The 15,622-nt window shown below is 74.0% G+C and carries 15 protein-coding genes; 11 read left to right on the top strand and 4 right to left on the bottom strand.

Features of this window, described 5'->3' with window-relative positions:
- Positions 1–245 precede the first annotated feature (245 nt).
- Positions 246–1,157 carry a hypothetical protein gene (locus I4I78_RS19315; protein WP_218612795.1) on the top strand — a complete coding sequence of 304 codons (912 nt, stop codon included), beginning with the start codon at positions 246–248 and terminating at the stop codon, positions 1,155–1,157.
- On the top strand, positions 1,151–1,504 hold the full coding sequence (locus tag I4I78_RS19310) for a GntR family transcriptional regulator (RefSeq protein ID WP_218612794.1): 354 nt from the start codon (positions 1,151–1,153) through the stop codon (positions 1,502–1,504). Before I4I78_RS19315 ends, I4I78_RS19310 begins: the two co-directional genes overlap by 7 nt.
- Before the next feature lie 4 nt (positions 1,505–1,508).
- Here I4I78_RS19310 and I4I78_RS19305 read toward each other — a convergent pair whose 3' ends face one another.
- A complete protein-coding gene (locus tag I4I78_RS19305) occupies positions 1,509–2,741 on the bottom strand; it encodes an acyl-CoA dehydrogenase family protein (RefSeq protein ID WP_218612792.1) in 1,233 nt (410 codons plus the stop codon).
- A gap of 165 nt (positions 2,742–2,906) precedes the next feature.
- On the opposite strand from I4I78_RS19305, the gene I4I78_RS19300 reads away from it, so the two are divergent.
- Positions 2,907–3,479: a PadR family transcriptional regulator gene (locus I4I78_RS19300; protein ID WP_218612785.1), complete on the top strand. Its 573-nt coding sequence runs from the start codon at positions 2,907–2,909 to the stop codon at positions 3,477–3,479.
- A gap of 35 nt (positions 3,480–3,514) precedes the next feature.
- On the opposite strand, the gene I4I78_RS19295 is transcribed toward I4I78_RS19300, so the two are convergent.
- Positions 3,515–4,363 (bottom strand): DUF1932 domain-containing protein, encoded by an 849-nt coding sequence (locus I4I78_RS19295; protein WP_218612782.1) that lies wholly within the window; start codon positions 4,361–4,363, stop codon positions 3,515–3,517.
- Between the two features lie 99 nt (positions 4,364–4,462).
- Here I4I78_RS19295 and I4I78_RS19290 point away from each other — a divergent pair, with 99 nt between their 5' ends.
- On the top strand, positions 4,463–5,194 hold the full coding sequence (locus tag I4I78_RS19290; protein ID WP_218612781.1) for an HpcH/HpaI aldolase/citrate lyase family protein: 732 nt from the start codon (positions 4,463–4,465) through the stop codon (positions 5,192–5,194).
- A 165-nt stretch (positions 5,195–5,359) separates the two neighbouring features.
- On the opposite strand, the gene I4I78_RS19285 is transcribed toward I4I78_RS19290, so the two are convergent.
- On the bottom strand, positions 5,360–6,484 hold the full coding sequence (locus I4I78_RS19285; RefSeq protein WP_218612780.1) for a YihY/virulence factor BrkB family protein: 1,125 nt from the start codon (positions 6,482–6,484) through the stop codon (positions 5,360–5,362).
- Between the two features lie 78 nt (positions 6,485–6,562).
- Positions 6,563–7,258 carry a TetR/AcrR family transcriptional regulator gene (locus I4I78_RS19280; protein ID WP_218612778.1) on the bottom strand — a complete coding sequence of 232 codons (696 nt, stop codon included), beginning with the start codon at positions 7,256–7,258 and terminating at the stop codon, positions 6,563–6,565.
- Positions 7,259–7,497: 239 nt separating this feature from the next.
- Here I4I78_RS19280 and I4I78_RS19275 point away from each other — a divergent pair, with 239 nt between their 5' ends.
- From I4I78_RS19275 to I4I78_RS19245, 7 genes are all read left to right on the top strand, one after another.
- Positions 7,498–9,651 (top strand): acetate--CoA ligase family protein, encoded by a 2,154-nt coding sequence (locus I4I78_RS19275; protein ID WP_218612773.1) that lies wholly within the window; start codon positions 7,498–7,500, stop codon positions 9,649–9,651.
- A 31-nt stretch (positions 9,652–9,682) separates the two neighbouring features.
- Positions 9,683–10,420 (top strand): enoyl-CoA hydratase-related protein, encoded by a 738-nt coding sequence (locus I4I78_RS19270; protein ID WP_218612771.1) that lies wholly within the window; start codon positions 9,683–9,685, stop codon positions 10,418–10,420.
- A 38-nt stretch (positions 10,421–10,458) separates the two neighbouring features.
- Positions 10,459–12,048, top strand: coding sequence for an ABC transporter substrate-binding protein (locus I4I78_RS19265; protein ID WP_218612770.1), 1,590 nt, complete (start codon positions 10,459–10,461; stop codon positions 12,046–12,048).
- Between the two features lie 11 nt (positions 12,049–12,059).
- Positions 12,060–13,004, top strand: a complete 945-nt coding sequence (locus tag I4I78_RS19260; protein ID WP_218612769.1) for an ABC transporter permease — start codon at positions 12,060–12,062, stop codon at positions 13,002–13,004.
- A complete protein-coding gene (locus I4I78_RS19255; protein ID WP_218612767.1) occupies positions 13,001–13,915 on the top strand; it encodes an ABC transporter permease in 915 nt (304 codons plus the stop codon). The genes I4I78_RS19260 and I4I78_RS19255 overlap by 4 nt, the downstream gene beginning before the upstream one ends.
- Positions 13,912–14,916 (top strand): ABC transporter ATP-binding protein, encoded by a 1,005-nt coding sequence (locus I4I78_RS19250; RefSeq protein ID WP_218612766.1) that lies wholly within the window; start codon positions 13,912–13,914, stop codon positions 14,914–14,916. Before I4I78_RS19255 ends, I4I78_RS19250 begins: the two co-directional genes overlap by 4 nt.
- Positions 14,913–15,622: dipeptide/oligopeptide/nickel ABC transporter ATP-binding protein (locus I4I78_RS19245; RefSeq protein WP_218612765.1), on the top strand; the 710-nt coding region annotated here is incomplete at its 3' end. The genes I4I78_RS19250 and I4I78_RS19245, both read left to right, overlap by 4 nt.

Here is a 15,622-nt window from a genome sequence, read left to right as displayed (position 1 = left end):
CGACCTCCTCGGGGACGAAGCCCGGCCCGCGGCGCGACAGCGACAGCGCGCGGTAGTGCTCGCGGGACTCGACGGGGCCACCCCGGACCAACGGCAGCGCACCGGCGCTCTCCAGGGTGTCGAGCATGGTCCGGAAGATCGGGTCGAGCGGCATGAACGGACGTTATCCCGGGCCGCCCCGGGTGCGGAAGCCATATTGTTCTAGTACATTGCAAACAATGGTGCTACGGGCCGAGGAGGAACCGATGTCCGATCCGACCGTCCGCACCACACGTCGTCGCGTCGCCGTGGCCGCGGCGGGGACAGCAGCCGCTTCCGTCACCGCCGTCGCCGTCCTCTGGGCGCCGCACGGCGACGTCGGCCACGGGATCAGCGTTCTCTGGACACTGGTGTTCGGCGGGTTCCTCGTGCTGAGCACCACCGACCGCACCTCGCCGCGACAGCGACAGAAGGCCGCCACCGCCTGGACATTGGTGCCGATCGTGGCGTGGCTGGCGGCGATGGAGCGCTTCCCGGACGCGCCGGCATGGCGGTGGGCGATGTCCGTTCTGCCGGCGGTCGCCCTCGTCTACGCCGTCGGGCATCTCGCCGCCGGGCCCGACGCCCGGCGCCCCGCCACCGGCGTCCCGCCACCCGGCGCGGCGCGGATCCTGCTGGCCGCCTCCGAGCGGGTCGTGTGGACCCGTACCGTCGTCTCCCGCCGGGGGCTCGTCGGTGTCGCGATCCTGCTCGCGGCAGCAGCGGTGCAGGTCGTTGTGTGGATCAACGACGGTGCTCTCACGGTGGCGGCGATGCTGCTGGCGGCAGCGATCTGGAGCCTGCTGAGCGCCTACGCCCGCGTCCGTGTCGATGGGTCCGGGGTCCGCGTCGAACAGCCGCTGCTGCGTCGCGCCCTTGTCACGGCGCCGATGGAGGAGATCCGCGTCGCCCGGGCGGTGCCGCTCGACCCCACGAGGCTCGGGTGGAACGAGTACGGGGTGCTGAGCTCCACCGGCCTGGCCGGCTATCGCGCGACCCGCAGCGGCGAGACCCTGGCCCTGGACCTCACCGGGGGCCGGGAGTTCCTCGTGACCGTGCCGGACGCCGGGACGGCCGCGGGCCTTCTCAACGCCGAGCCGGACCGCCAGCGCTCGGACGACCCGGACCGCACGTGCTGATCCGCGTCGACCCCTCGTCACCGGTACCGCTCGGTGACCAGGTCGCCGCATCGGTGCGCCACGCCGTCGCGGCCGGTCACGCCGTGGCGGGCGACCGGCTCCCGCCGGCGCGCGAGGTGGCCTCCACCCTGGGGATCAACCTGCACACGGTCCTGCGCGGCTACCAGCAGCTGCGCGACGAGGGAATGGTCGACCTGCGCCGCGGGCGCGGCGCGGTGCTCACCGCGACGGCCACCGGCGGGCACGCCGAGATCACCGAGCGGGCGAACGAGCTGGTCGCCCTCGCCCGCCGGCTAGGACTGGGCGAGGACGACGTGCTCGGCATGGTGCGCGGAGCGTTCCGCTAGTGCCTCAGCTCGTCCCGGCGCGCGGGAGCAGGCGGTCGGAGATGATCTTCATCTGGATCTCGCTGGTGCCCTCGAAGATCGTCGTCAGGCGGGCGTCGCGCCAGTGCCGCTCCACCTGGCGTTCGGTGGTGTAGCCGTTGCCCCCGTGCAGCTGGATGCCGTCCCCGGTGACCTCCGCGGCCATCTCGGTGGCCAGCAGCTTGACCATCGCGGCCTCCCGCTCGCAGGGCTCGCCCTGGTCGAGCCGGTGCGCCACGTGCTGGTAGAACGACCGCGCCTGCTCCACCCTGGCGGCCATCGTGGCGAGCTTGAACCGCAGCGCCTGGAAGTCGCCGATCGGGTGCTCGAACTGCCGGCGCTCCTGCAGGTAGCCGATCGAGTCCTCGACCGCGGCGCGGGCCAGCCCGACCGCGCGGGCGGCGGTGTGCACCCGGGCGATGTTGAGCCAGGCCTGGGTGGAGGCGAAGCCCTGGTCGCCGGCCGCGAGCTGGTTGGCCACCGGCACGCGCAGGCCGTCGAAGTGCAGGTCCCAGGTGACGAAGCCGTGGTAGCCGATCTTGTCGATCGGGGTGCCGGTGAGACCGTCCGGGAAGCTGTCCCGCTCCTTCTCCACCACGATGGTCGCGAGCCCTGCCGAACGCCGCTCCCCCGGCTCCGGATCGTCGGTGCGCACCAGGACCTGGATGAAGTCGGCGGCCCGGGCGTTGCCGGTCCAGCGCTTGTGCCCGGTGATCACGAAGTCGTCGCCGTCGCGCACGGCGCGGGTCTCGACCCCGGCCAGGTCCGACCCGGCGTCCGGCTCGGAGAGCGCGATCGCGCCGATCCACTCCCCCGCCGCGCTGCGTCGCAGCAGCTCGCCGCGGCGGGCCTCGTCGGCGACGCCGGTGCCGGCGCCCTGCGCGCGGGCGATGATCGACCCGACGCTCATCCACGCCCGGGCCAGCTCCTCGGCCACCATGCAGTACTCGAACGCGCCCAGACCCAGCCCGCCGCTCTCGGAGGGCACGGTGATGCCGAAGTAGCCGAGCTCGGCCATCTCGTCGAGCAGCGCGCGGGGGATCTCGCCCTTCTGCGGGTCCAGCTCGTTGGCCAGGGGCAGCACGCGGCTCGTCGCGAACTCGCGGGCCTGCTTCTGCAGCGCCTCGCGCTCCGGGGAGTGGTACGGGGCGGGCACGACCGGGATCGGCGCCTCCATGACCTCGGCGGAGTCGGACGACGCTGTCGACGGGTCGCTCATGGCAACGAGTATCGGGCACCCGGGGACCGCACGCCCTGACAGGTCGGCCCGGTGCCCCCGTGAGCTGCCCCACGGCCGCGACGGCGGTCGCCCGTCCGGAACGGACCGTACGAACAAACCTGCCTGCCGCACGGGGCGGTCCCGGACCGCGGATAGGCTGGGCGGATGGACGTGCGACTGTCCACGACGTCCTACGTCGTGCTCGGGATGATCGCCCTGCGCGGGCCGTCGACCCCCTACGACCTGAAGCGGGCCGTCGGGCACTCGGTCGGCTACTTCTGGCACTTCCCGCACGCGCAGCTCTACTCCGAGCCCGAACGGCTGACCGGTGCCGGGCTCCTGGAGTGCGCCAGCGAGGACGGCGGGCGCAGGCGCAAGACCTACTCGTTGACCGACGTCGGCCGCGACGCCCTGCGGGGCTGGCTCGCCTCCCCCACCGACGAGCACTTCCAGATGCGCGACATCGCCGAGCTGAAGCTGTTCTTCAACGAGGTCGGGGACCCCGACGACGTGTACCGCCTCGCCGAGGAGCAGATCGCGCAGCACCGGGCCCGGATCGACGACTACGAGCAGATGGTCGAGCGGTTCGGTGAGAGCCCGGCGGCCGGGCCCCGCATGATCACCCTGGAGCTGGGGCTGGAGATGGAGTACGCGGCACTGAGGTTCTGGCGGTCGCTGGCCCAGGACGATCTCGACGGCCTGCGCGCGGCCCGCCGGAGCGCCCCCGGCGCGCCGTGAGCTCCCCGTTCGCCGCGAGGGGATCCTTCGGGACCTCAGGCGTCCCGAGGGGCCCCCTCGGGACGCGGCGCGGACCCGGGTTCGGACTCGCGGCGGTACATCTCGGCGGCGGCGCGCGAGAAGCCGTCCGGGACGCCGACCGCGGCCAGGGCGTCGCCGGCCTCGTCCATCTCCCCCGCCCAGCGCCAGGCCTTCCCGCCGGCCGCGTCCCGGATCGCGCCCAGCGCCGCCTCGTAACCGGTACCGGTGCGCTCCATCTCGCCGCGCAGGGCGTCGGTGACGCCGAACCGGGCCGCAGCCTCCTCGACCGCGAGCCACACCGTCGGCAGGGCCTTGCTCTGCAGCGCGAAACAGGCCTTGAGCCCGCTCGCGGCGCCGATCTCGTCGCCGAGCACGCGGGCGTCGAACGGGGTGTCCTCGAACAGGCCGGCGACGGTCGCGGCACCGGGCCCGGAGAGCCAGAGCACCGTCCGCCCGCGCTCCCACGCCGGCGGACCGATGATCGCCCCGTCGCACACGGTGCCGGCGCCGAGGACCTGCTCGACGGCGGCGACGGTCTGCGGCGACACGGCGTTCGCGTCGACGTAGAGCGGGCGCTCGTCGCGTCCCCGTAGGGCCGCGGCGACCTGTGCGGCGACGTCGCGGGCGGCGTGCGGCGGGCAGATCGAGATGATCAGGTCCGCGCGCCGGGCGAGGTCCGCGACGTCCGGGACCGCGACCAGGTCGGCGATCTCGGCCCGCTTGGCCGTGGCGTGCGTGCGGCCCGCGTCGGCCCAGATCACCGCACCGGCGCGGGCCTTGAGCGCCGAACCCAGCGCGGCGCCCATCACCCCCGGGTGCAGGATCCCGATCACCGGCCGCGCCGGCAGCTCCCTCACGTGCATGCCTGCAGATGATGCCCGCACGCCGCCCGGCCCGCCCCGGCCCCACGCCGTCGGCACCTCGCCCTGGCGTGAACCGGACCAGGACGGCACAGTGCGGGTATGGACGATCTCCGCTTCGCCGGCGACATGGTCGGCGGATGGCTCCAGCTCCCCTCCGCCGCGACGGCCGAGGTGATCGGCTCGGTCGGGTTCGACTTCGTCGTGGTCGACACCCAGCACGGCCTGATCGGCGACGACGCGCTGCTCCCGTTGCTGCAGGCGCTCTCGGCGACCGGGACGCACGCTCTTGTCCGGGTGCCCGAGCACGGCGAGGGGCCGATCAGCCGCGCCCTGGACCGGGGCGCCGCCGGGGTGATCGTGCCCCTGGTGGACACGGCCGAGCAGACCCGCGCCGCGGTGGCGGCCTGCCGGTACCCGCCGTCCGGTGTGCGCAGCTACGGCCCGACCCGGCTCGGCTGGCAGGGCCGCGACACCGACGCGCCCGGGCTGTGCGTGGTGATGGTCGAGACCCGGGCCGCGGTCGCGGCGCTGCCGGAGATCGTCGCCGTCGACGGGCTGGACGCGGTGTTCGTCGGCCCCTCGGACCTCGCACTGGCCCACGGCGTGCCGCTGGCCGCGCAGCACGGCGGCGACCCCGACTACGACGCGCTGCTGTCCCGGATCACCGCGACCTGCGCCGACGCGGGACTGCCGACCGGCATCTGGTGCGCCGGGCCGGAGAACCTGCGTCGCTACCGCTCACTCGGGTTCTCCTTCTTCGGCCTCGCCGCCGAGCACGCCCTGCTGCGCGCCGCCGCGACGACCGCGCTGGAGCAGAGCCGGGAACCCTGACCGCCCGGGGCCACCACCGCCCACGCCACCGCCAGCACGACCCGGCGTCGAGGCCGGCATGCGTCACGCCCATCGACACGAGTGACGTCGAGCGTCACGAAATGGCGGTCCGAGCGCCACTTCGTGACGCCCGATGCGCGGCAACCAGCTCGAACCCGCCGGGCGTCACGAAGTGGCGGCACCCCTCGCCACATCGTGACGCTCGGCGGGGCCGCCGAGCCGGGGCGCGGCCGCGCCGGGTGAGGGTGCGGCGCCGTCCGCGGGTGCGGGGTCCGGGGGCCGGTGCGGTTCGGTCGTCCCGGCGTCGGGCCCGGACGGCTGCGCATCGGAGGCCCGGGTCGGGGGCAGCACCATTGCCGGCTGCTCCACCACGCCGCGGCGGTCCTTGAGCCGCACCGGGTGGAAGTGCTGGATCGAGGCGTTGAAGTGGGCGCCGATCACCACCGCGAAGCCGATGAAGAACGCGGCCAGCAGGAACGCGATCGGGGCGGCCAGCGCGCCATAGGTGTAGCCGGTGCCGGTGATCCAGTTCAGGTAGATGCGCAGCCCGGTCACCCCGGCCAGGAACACCACGGCGGCGAGCAGCGCGCCCGGCAGGCAGCGCCGCCACGGCGGCTTGGCCGGCAGCGCCGTGCGGTAGAGCGTGGTCAGCGCGGCCATCAGCGCGATCCCGAGCACCGGGTAGTACAGCCAGCCGATCAGTGACAGGACCCCGGGCTGCATCGCGGCCGGGAGCAGGCCGGTCACCCGGTCCGGCCCCAGCGCGAGCAGCGGCAGCGCGACGATCCCGGCGACGAGCCCGACCAGGTACATCAGCAGCGCGATGGTGCGCTGCCAGACCGCGTTGCGCACGCCGTACTGGTCGTGCGCCCGGGTGATCGCGTCCACGAACGACGACAACGCCGAGGACCCCGACCAGAGCGAGATCACGAAGCCCAGCGACACGAGCTCGCCGCGCCCGGTCGTCAGGATCGAGTCGACGGTCGGGGCGATGATCTCGTCGACGGCGTTGCCGCTGAACAGCCTGCCGGCGACCCCCACGATCTGCTCCCGCACCAGCTCCAGGGTGTTCGGCGCGAACCATGCGCCGACGTAGCCGAGGCTGCCCAGCAGGCCGAGCAGCAGCGGCGGGAGCGACAGCGTCTGCCAGAACGCGGCGGCCGCGGACTCGGAGAAGATGTTGTCCTCCCAGGCGCGGGCCAGCGTGCGCTTCACCGTCGCCCACACCGTGCGCGGCCGGACGGGCGGCGACGGGTCGACGGCGGGTGCGCCCTGCGGCTCGTCGGTCACCGTCCCAGCATGCGTGCCGGACGTCCGGTCTGTCGCCCGCGGACGGCCGCGTGTCCCTGGTGGTGACCGGGTCGTGATCTACGGCGGGTGGGGCAGGCCGATCGAGCGGGCCCACAGGTGGGTCAGCGTGCGCACCGAGTCCGCCTCGGTGTGCTCCTGACCCAGCACCAGCCAGTAGTAGATGTACTGGGTGACCATCGAGTTCAGCGCGTGCGAGGCCAGCACCGGGTCCAGGTCGGCGTCGGCCAGACCCCACTCCTGCAGTCTCGCGATCCCGGCCGCGGCCCGGGCGACCGACCGTTCGCGCAGTTCGAGCCGGTAGCGCCGCAGTTCCTCGTCGAACGAGGCGACCTGCTCGAACAGCGCGAGCAGCCGGCTGTCCCGACGGAACAGCTCCAGGTAGCGCCGGTTGCCCTGCTCGATCCGCCGCCACGCCTCGGTCACCGTCGGCGCCCGGCCGTCCCCGCTGCGCGGGCTCGGAGGCTGCGCCGGGGCGTAGAGCCCGGTCTCCATCACCTCGTTGACCAGGGTGCGGAAGGCGTCGGCCTTGGAGTCGAAGTAGGTGTAGAAGCTGCCGTGCCCGGTGCCCGCGGCGGCGGCGATGTCCGCGACCCGCGCGTCGAGGAACCCGTCGCGCTCGAACACCGTCCGTGCGCCCTGCAGCAGCAGCGCCCGGGTCCGGCGCCCGCGCGCGGTGCTCGGCGTGGCCCCGATACTCGCCCGCCTGCGGCTGCCCACGCCGCTGCGCGCCTCGCCCGTCACCTGCTCCGCCACCCCGTCATCTGCTCCGTCACCCGTCACTCCACCACCAGCGGGCCCTCCGGTCGCCGCGAAGGATCGCATACAAAATCGGCAGCGGAAAGACTTGTAGTCGACACAGGTGTCGACTTACCGTGTGTGAACCGGGTCACCGCGGCCGAGTGCCGCCACAGCACCGGAGACCAGCACGTACCTCGGCACCCGTCCGCGTGACGGGTCCCCTGTCGTGCCCCGCGGACGAGGAGGTCCACCCCGTGACGGAGACCGTCGACGCGACCCGGCCGAGCGGGCCGGAGGCTGCGACGCCGACCGACTGGGGCCGGGTGTTCCGGCCCCACGCGGTCGCCGTGCTCGGCGCGACCGGGCGGGCGGACAGCCCGATGGCGCGCCCGCTGCGATGGCTCGCCGAGCGCGGGTTCTCCGGGCACGTGTGGCCGGTCAACCCGAAGTACGACGAGCTCGCCGGGCTGCCCTGCTTCGCGTCCCTGGACGCGGTGCCGGGCCCGGTCGACCTGGTGCTCGCGCTGGTCCCGGCCGCGCACGCCCCGGACGCGGTACGCCGGGCCGGCGCCGCCGGGGCGGCCGCCGTCGTCGTGTTCGCCTCCGGGTTCGCCGAGGTGGGCACCGACGGCGCCGAGCTGCAGCACGAGCTCGTCGCCGCCGCGCGGGAGTCCGGCGTCCGGGTCCTGGGCCCCAACTGCCAGGGCATCTACTACGCCCCCACCCGCCTGTTCGCCACGTTCACCGCGGCGGCCGACCGGCCGTTGCGGGGCAGCTCCGGGATCGCCTACGTCGGGCAGAGCGGCGCGATCGGCGGCTCGGTGCTCGACATCGCCGCCGAGCAGGGCCTCGACCTCACCGCCTGGGTGAGCACCGGCAACCAGGCCGACGTGGACCTGACCGAGATCGGCCGGTACCTCGCGGCGGACCCGGAGATCTCGGTCCTGGCCGTCTACGCGGAGTCGGTCCGCGACGGCGCCGCCTACGAGCGCCTCGCCGTCGAGGCCGCAGCGGCCGGGACGTCGCTGGTGGTGCTGCGGTCCGGCCGGTCCGGCGCCGGGCGCCGCGCCGCCGTCTCGCACACCGGGGCGATGCTCGGCGACGACACCGCGTTCCGCCTGGTCTCGCGCCGGTACGGCGTCGTGCTGGTCGACGACGTCGAGGAGCTGCTCGCGGCGGCCACCGTGCTGCGCGGGCAGCCCCGCCCGGCCGGTCGGCGGATCGCCGCGGTCAGCACGTCCGGCGGGGCGGGCATCCTCGCCGCGGACCGCTGCGAGGGCCACGGCCTGGCCCTGCCCGAGCTCGCGCCGGAGACCCAGGACAAGCTCTCCCGCCTCGTCCCCGCGTTCGGGGCGCTGGCCAACCCGGTCGACGTCACCGCGCAGCTGTTCAACACCGGCGAGCGCGCGTTCGGCGACGTCTGCTCGATCGTCTGCGCCGACCCGTCGGTGGACGCCCTGCTGATCCTGCTGACGATGGTCGTCGGCGACGAGGCCGCGGACCTGGCCGAGGACCTGACGGCCGCCATGTCGGGCAGCGGCGTGCCGTGCTCGGTGGTGTGGCTGGCCGGGCAGGACCGGACCACCCGCGCCCGCGCGATCCTGCGCGAGGCCGGGATCCCGGTGTTCTCCTCGATCGCCGTCGCGGCCCGGGTGGCCGGGGCGCTGGCCCCCGACCGGATGCCGGACACGGCGCCGGGCACGGCGTCAGGCAGGGCGCCGGACAGGGCGCCGCTGCCGCGGCTCCCGGAAGCGGCGGACGACCTCGGCCCGGCCACCGACGGCGGCTGGGCGCTGCTCGCCGCGATCGGTGTCGCCACCCCGGCGTCGGCGCACGCCGGCACCGCTGCCGAGGCCGCCGACGCGGCCCGGGCGCTGGCCGGAGCCGGCGGCACCGTCGTGATGAAGGCCGTCGCCCCCGGGCTGGAGCACAAGACCGAGGCCGGTGGCGTCCGGCTCGGCGTCGCAGCCGAGCGGGCCGCCGCCGTGTTCGACGAGCTCGCCGCCACCGTGGCCGGCCTGGCCGGGGTGCTGGTCCAGCAGGCCGTCCCGGACGGCGTCGAGCTGCTGGTCGGCGCGAGCGGCGGGCGCGACGGATGGCCGCCGGTGCTCACGGTCGGACTGGGTGGCACCGCCACCGAGGTGCACCGCGACGTCGCGACCGCGCTGGCCCCGATCACTCCCGGCGACGCGCACGCCCTGCTGCGCGAGCTGCGGTGCTGGCCGTTGCTGGCCGGGCATCGCGGCGCCCCGCGGGTCGACGTCGACGCCGCCGTCGAGGCGATCGTCCGGGTCGGCTCCGCCGTCGCCCGCCGCCCCGACCTGGCCGAACTGGAGATCAACCCGCTGATCGTGGGACCGACCGGCGCCGTCGCCGTCGACGTCCTCGTCGCCACCCGCACCCCCTGACCGCACCCAACCGCACTGTGGAGGAACACCGATGGGCTCGATCGTCCTGGACAAGACCGACGGGGTCGCGACCCTGACCGTCGACTCGCCGGAGGTGAAGAACGGGCTGACGCCGCAGATGGGGCGCGAACTCGTCGCCGCCTGCGAGGAGATCGACGCCGACCCGCAGATCGGGGCCGCCGTGGTCCGCGGGGCGGGCGGCACGTTCTGCTCCGGGGCGGACCGCCGGACCTGGAACCCCGGCGCCGACCAGGCAGCCGACGGCACGTTCCAGGAGACCGGCGCCGTCTACAAGGCGTTCGTGCGGGTCGGCAACCTCGCCGTGCCGACGATCGCCGCGGTCCGCGGGGCCGCCGTCGGCGCCGGGATCAACCTGATGCTCGCCACCGACCTGCGGGTCGTCGCCACTGACGCCCGGCTGCTCGCCGGGTTCCTGCGGATCGGCCTGCACCCGGGCGGCGGGTTCTTCACCATCGCCGGGCGCACCGCCGGGCGGGAGGCCACCGCCGCGATGGGCCTGTTCAGCCAGGAGGTCGACGGCCGCCGCGCCGCCGAGATCGGGATGGCATGGGCCGCGGTCCCGGACGCCGACGTCGAGGACACCGCGCACCGGCTCGCCGCCGAGCCGGCCAAGGACCCGGCGCTGGCCCGCGAGGCCGTCCGGTCGTTCCGCACCGAGCTCGGCCCGCCCGGCATCGGCTGGGACGCCGCCGTCGAGTTCGAACGCGCCACCCAGATGTGGTCCCAGCGCCGCCGCAACTCGCGCTGACGCGCCCCTGAGGGTCGACGCAGGACAAGGAGGTCCCCGTGCGCCCGTCCACCACCCGCCACGTGACGCCGCGCCGCTTCGCGGTGCTGATGCTGCCCCTGCTGCTCGTCGCCGCGACCGCGTGCGGGGCGGGGACCGGCGCCATCCCGCAGGCCGACACCGGCCCGATCGACTGCCCGCCGGTCGCGCCGCGCGCCGACCGCGACGCGGAGCTGACCTGGATCTACTCGGTCGACAACACGAGCTTCGACCCGGACAAGATCACCACGAACAACAGCCAGATGTACCTCTACCCGGTCTACGACAGCCTCGTGCACGTCGACGCCGCCGGTGAGGCCGAGCCGATGCTCGCCGAGTCCTGGAAGCTCTCCCCGGACGGCCGGTCGGTGGACATGCGCCTGATCCCCGGCTGGCGCTACCACGACGGCGTCGCGTTCGACGCCGAGTCGGTGCGCGCCAACCTGCTGCGCCACCGCGACTCCGAGGGCTCGTTCAACGCGAACCGGCTGGAATCGCTGACCGACGTCCAGGTGCTCGACGAGCGCACGGTCCGCCTCGTCACCGACGCCTCGGCCGGTCCGCTGATCACGATCCTGGGCGGCTCGGCCGGGATGATGATGAGCCCGGCCTCGTTCGACAAGCCTGGCGAGGATGTGAAGCCCACCGGCGGGTCCGGCCCGTACACGATGAGCCGATACGTCCCGGGCGACCGCGTCGAGTACACCCGGGTGCCGGGCTACTGGAACCCGGACGCCGCCCGCCTCGCGAAGATGACCTACCTGATCTCCGGCGACGACAACGCCCGGCTCAACGCCGTCACCACCGGTGCCGCGGACGTGACGTTCCTGCGGGCCAGCATGCTGCGCCCGGCCCAGGAGTCCGGCCTGACGATCTGCCAGCAGCCCTCGCTGTCGAGCTACACGCTGAACCTGAACACCGCGCGCTCGGAGTTCGGCAACGAGAAGGTCCGCCAGGCGATGAACGTCGCCGTCGACCGGCAGTCGATCAGCCTGCTGGTCAGCGGCCTGTGCCAGCCGGCGGGGCAGATGTTCCCGGACTTCTACTACGCGTCGTCGAAGAACGTGACGCCGCCGCGGCACGACCCGGAACGGGCCCGGCAGCTGCTCGCCGAGGCCGGCCTGCCGGACGGGTTCTCGTTCGACATGGAGGTCGTCAACCTCGACGTCTACCAGCAGATCGCGCAGATCATGCAGGCGAACTTCGCAGAGGTCGGCATCACGATGTCGATCACCCCGGTGGACCTGAACAAGCTGGCCGAGGACTTCTCGGTGTCCAAGAGCGTGGACGCGATCCTGTTCGAGCAGAAGGCCGAGTCGGACGCGAGCGTGCTCACGGCCGAGTACTACCGCCCGGACGGGTTCAACAACCCCGGCGGGTTCACCGACCCGGAGATGGTCGCCGCCGACGAGGCCGCCTCCCGCGGGGCGACGCCGGCCGACCGGGCACCGCAGTTCACGAAGCTGTTCGACCGCGTGGCCGAGGTGCAGGCGCCGCACATCACCCTGTGCAACCTGACGACCCCCTACGTGCAGAACGCGAAGGTCGGCGGGGTCGAGATCTACGCCGACGCGTCCCGCCAGTTCCGCGGAGCGGCGATCAACCCCTGAGGGAGGTTCTGATGCTCGGTCTTCTCGCCCGCCGGCTGGCGTTCACGGTCCCGATGCTGGTCGTGGTCAGCTTCTGCGTGTTCAGCCTGATCGTGCTGGTCCCCGGCGACCCCGCGGTCGCCCTCGCCGGGGAGAACCCGGACCCGGAGCAGATCGCGGCCGTGCGCGAGCGCCTCGGCCTCGACGACCCGTTCCTGGTGCAGTTCTGGCACTGGTTCAGCGGGGTCCTGCAGGGTGACCTGGGCCAGTCGCTGTTCTCCAGCCAGTCGGTGGCCGCCGCGGTGTTCTCCCGGCTGCCCGCCACCCTGTCGCTGGCACTGCTCAGCCTCGCCGTGGCGCTGGTGCTCGGAGTGGCGGTCGGGGTGCTGGCCGCGATGCGTCCGGGCACCTGGATCGACCGGGTCGCGACGTTCGCGGCGAGCCTGGGCGTGGCCGTCCCGTACTTCTGGGTCGGCATGATCCTGGTGCTGCTGTTCGCGATCAACCTGACGATCTTCCCGGCGGTCGGCTACGTGCCGCTCACCGAGAACCCGCTGCAGTGGTTCCTGCACCTGTTCCTGCCGGCCACGGCGCTGGGGCTGGCGCCGGCCGCGGTGATCGCCCGGCAGACCCGGGCCGGGATGACCGGCGTGCTGCGCGAGGACTACGTGCGCACGGCCACGGCGAAGGGGCTGCCCCCGGCGCGCGTGGTCGGGCAGCACGCGCTGAAGAACGCGGCCGTGCCCGTCGTCACCGCGTTCGGGCTCGAGGCCAGCCGCCTGATCGGCGGCACCGTCGTGATCGAGCAGCTGTTCGCCCTGCCCGGCCTCGGCAACCTCGCCTACACCTCGGTGTTCGCCCGGGACTTCCCGATGGTGCAGGGCGTGCTGCTCGTGGTCGCGGCGCTGGTGCTGCTGATCAACCTGCTCGTCGACCTGTCCTACGGCTACTTCAACCCGAGGATCCGGCAGTCATGACCACCACCGCACCCGCCGCGACCCCGCCACCGGCCGCGCCACCGTCGTCCGCACCGGCGCCGGGGCCCGACCGGCCCGGCTTCTGGCGCCGCTTCCGGGACAACCGCCCCGCGTTCGTCGCCCTGGTCGTGCTCGCCGTGCTCGTGCTGGCCTCGCTGGCCGCGCCGCTGATCGCGCCCTACGCACCGGAGGCGATCGACGTCCCGCGGAGGCTGTCGCTGTCCACACCGGACCACTGGCTGGGCACCGACTCGCTCGGCCGGGACACGTTCACCCGGCTGCTCTACGCGGGCCGGGTGTCGCTGATGGCGGCCGCGCTGGCCGTGGCCATCGCCACCGCCGTCGGCGTCCCGCTGGGCCTGCTGGCCGGCTACGTCGGCGGGAAGGTGGACTGGCTGCTCGGGCGGGCCGGTGACGTCCTGATGACGTTCCCGGCGATCATCCTGGCGATCGCGATCATCGCCGCGACCGGCCCGGGCCTGCAGAACGCCATGGTCGCGCTCGGGATCGTCTACGCCCCGCGGCTGTTCCGGGTGACCCGTGCGGCGACGCTGCAGGTCCGCGCGGAGACCTACGTGGAGGCGTCGATCAGCATCGGCACCCCGGCCTGGAAGATCATCGCGCGGCGGGTGCTGCCGAACGTCGCCTCCCCGGTGCTGGTGCAGGTCTCGGTGATGCTGGCCGCGGCGCTGCTCGCCGAGGCGGCGCTGAGCCTGCTCGGGCTCGGCGTCGTGCCACCCACCGCGAGCTGGGGCGTGATGCTCGGCAGCGGCTTCAAGGAGATCCGCTCCACCCCGCTGCTCGTGTTCTGGCCCGGCGTCGCGATCGCGGTGGCCACCCTGTCGTTCAACCTCATCGGCGACGGGCTGCGCGACGCCCTGGGCCGCCGGATCCGGAAGGCCGCGCCATGAGTGCACCCGCCACCACCTCCACCCTGCTCGGCGTGTCCGACCTCCGCGTCGAGTTCGCCACCGACCACGGCTGGTCGACCGTCGTGGCCGGGACCACCTTCTCGGTCGGCGAGCACGAGATCGTCGGCCTGGTCGGCGAGTCCGGCTCCGGCAAGACCGTCACCGGGCTCTCGGTGCTGGGCCTGCTGCCCCGCGGCGTCGGACGGGTCGCGTCCGGGTCGGTGACGCTCGGCGGGCGGGACCTGCTCGGGCTCTCCGAGCGGGAGCTGCGCTCGGTGCGCGGCAACGAGGTCGCCATGGTCTTCCAGGAGCCGATGACCAGCCTGAACCCGGCGTTCCGGATCGGCGACCAGATCGCCGAGACGGTGCGCCTGCACCGCGGCGGCTCCCGGCGGGCGGCCCGGGACCGGGCGGTCGAGGTGCTCGACCTGGTCGGCATCCCGCACGCCCGGCGCCGCGCCGACGACTACCCGCACGAGTTCTCCGGCGGCATGCGGCAACGCGCGATGATCGCGATGGCGGTCAGCTGCGAGCCGTCGCTGCTGATCGCCGACGAGCCGACCACCGCCCTGGACGTGACGATCCAGGCGCAGGTCCTCGAGCTGCTGGCGAGCATGCAGGCCGAGCTCGGGATGAGCGTCCTGCTGGTGACCCACGACCTCGGCGTGGTCGCCGAGGTGTGCGAGCGGGTCGTGGTGATGTACGCCGGGCAGGTCGTGGAGCAGGCCGACGTCGGCGAGCTGTTCGACCACCCCCGCCACCCCTACACCGAGGGGCTGCTGGCGGCGATGCCCCAGCTCGGATCGCGCGGGCACCGGCTCCCGTCGATCCCGGGGCGGACGCCCGAGCCGTGGGCGATGCCTCCGGGCTGCCGGTTCGCGCCCCGCTGCGAGTACGCCCTGCCGGCCTGTGAGGAACCGCCGCCGCTTCTCACCACCCGTCCCGACCATCTCTCGCGCTGCCTGCGCCACGACGAGCTGACCCTGCGAGGTGCCCGATGAGCGATGCGACGGCGGTGGACACCGGCGACGACCTGCTGGAGGTCGAGGACCTGCGGGTCACGTTCGGCTCGCCCGGCCCGCGCGGGCGCGGGCGGGTGCTCCGGGCCGTCGACGGGGTCGACCTGCGGGTCGGGCGCGGCCGCACCCTGGGCCTGGTCGGCGAGTCCGGCTCGGGCAAGTCGACGCTCGGGCGCGCCGTGCTGCGGCTGGTCCCGGTCCGCGGCGGGCGGGTACGCGTCGACGGCACCGACGTCACCGCGCTGCGCGGGCGGGCGCTGCGGGAGATGCGCCGCACGATGCAGATGGTCTTCCAGGACCCGTACTCCTCGCTGGACCCGAGCTCGGTGATCGGCGAGAGCATCGCCGAACCGCTGCGCGAGCAGGAACGCCTCACACCCCGCGACGCGCGGGCCCGGGTCGCCGAGCTGCTCGACGTCGTCGGGCTTCCCGCGAGCCACGCCGACCGCTACCCGGCGGAGTTCTCCGGCGGGCAGCGCCAGCGGGTCGCGATCGCCCGCGCCGTCGCGCTCAACCCGAGCCTGGTCGTCTGCGACGAGGCGGTGTCCGCGCTCGACGTCTCCACCCAGAACCAGGTGATCAACCTGCTGGAGGACCTGCGCGGCCGGTTCGGGCTGTCCTACCTGTTCATCGCGCACGACCTGGCCGTGGTGCGCCACATCGCGCACGAGGTGGCGGTGATGTATCT

This window comes from Pseudonocardia sp. KRD291 (assembly GCF_019263595.1).
In the GTDB taxonomy this organism is placed as follows: domain Bacteria; phylum Actinomycetota; class Actinomycetes; order Mycobacteriales; family Pseudonocardiaceae; genus Pseudonocardia.
Note: the sequence above shows the minus strand (reverse complement) of the source record. Positions and strands in the feature narration are given on the sequence as shown.

Excerpts from the sequence above, each read along its gene's own strand:
- I4I78_RS19290 (WP_218612781.1), top strand. The coding sequence starts at position 4,463 with ATGGACGATCTCCGCTTCGCCGGCGACATGGTCGGCGGATGGCTCCAG.
- I4I78_RS19250 (WP_218612766.1), top strand. The coding sequence starts at position 13,912 with ATGAGTGCACCCGCCACCACCTCCACCCTGCTCGGCGTGTCCGACCTC.
- I4I78_RS19305 (WP_218612792.1), bottom strand. The coding sequence starts at position 2,741 with ATGAGCGACCCGTCGACAGCGTCGTCCGACTCCGCCGAGGTCATGGAG.
- I4I78_RS19295 (WP_218612782.1), bottom strand. The coding sequence starts at position 4,363 with ATGCACGTGAGGGAGCTGCCGGCGCGGCCGGTGATCGGGATCCTGCAC.
- I4I78_RS19300 (WP_218612785.1), top strand. The coding sequence starts at position 2,907 with ATGGACGTGCGACTGTCCACGACGTCCTACGTCGTGCTCGGGATGATC.
- I4I78_RS19260 (WP_218612769.1), top strand. The coding sequence starts at position 12,060 with ATGCTCGGTCTTCTCGCCCGCCGGCTGGCGTTCACGGTCCCGATGCTG.
- I4I78_RS19270 (WP_218612771.1), top strand. The coding sequence starts at position 9,683 with ATGGGCTCGATCGTCCTGGACAAGACCGACGGGGTCGCGACCCTGACC.
- I4I78_RS19255 (WP_218612767.1), top strand. The coding sequence starts at position 13,001 with ATGACCACCACCGCACCCGCCGCGACCCCGCCACCGGCCGCGCCACCG.
- I4I78_RS19315 (WP_218612795.1), top strand. The coding sequence starts at position 246 with ATGTCCGATCCGACCGTCCGCACCACACGTCGTCGCGTCGCCGTGGCC.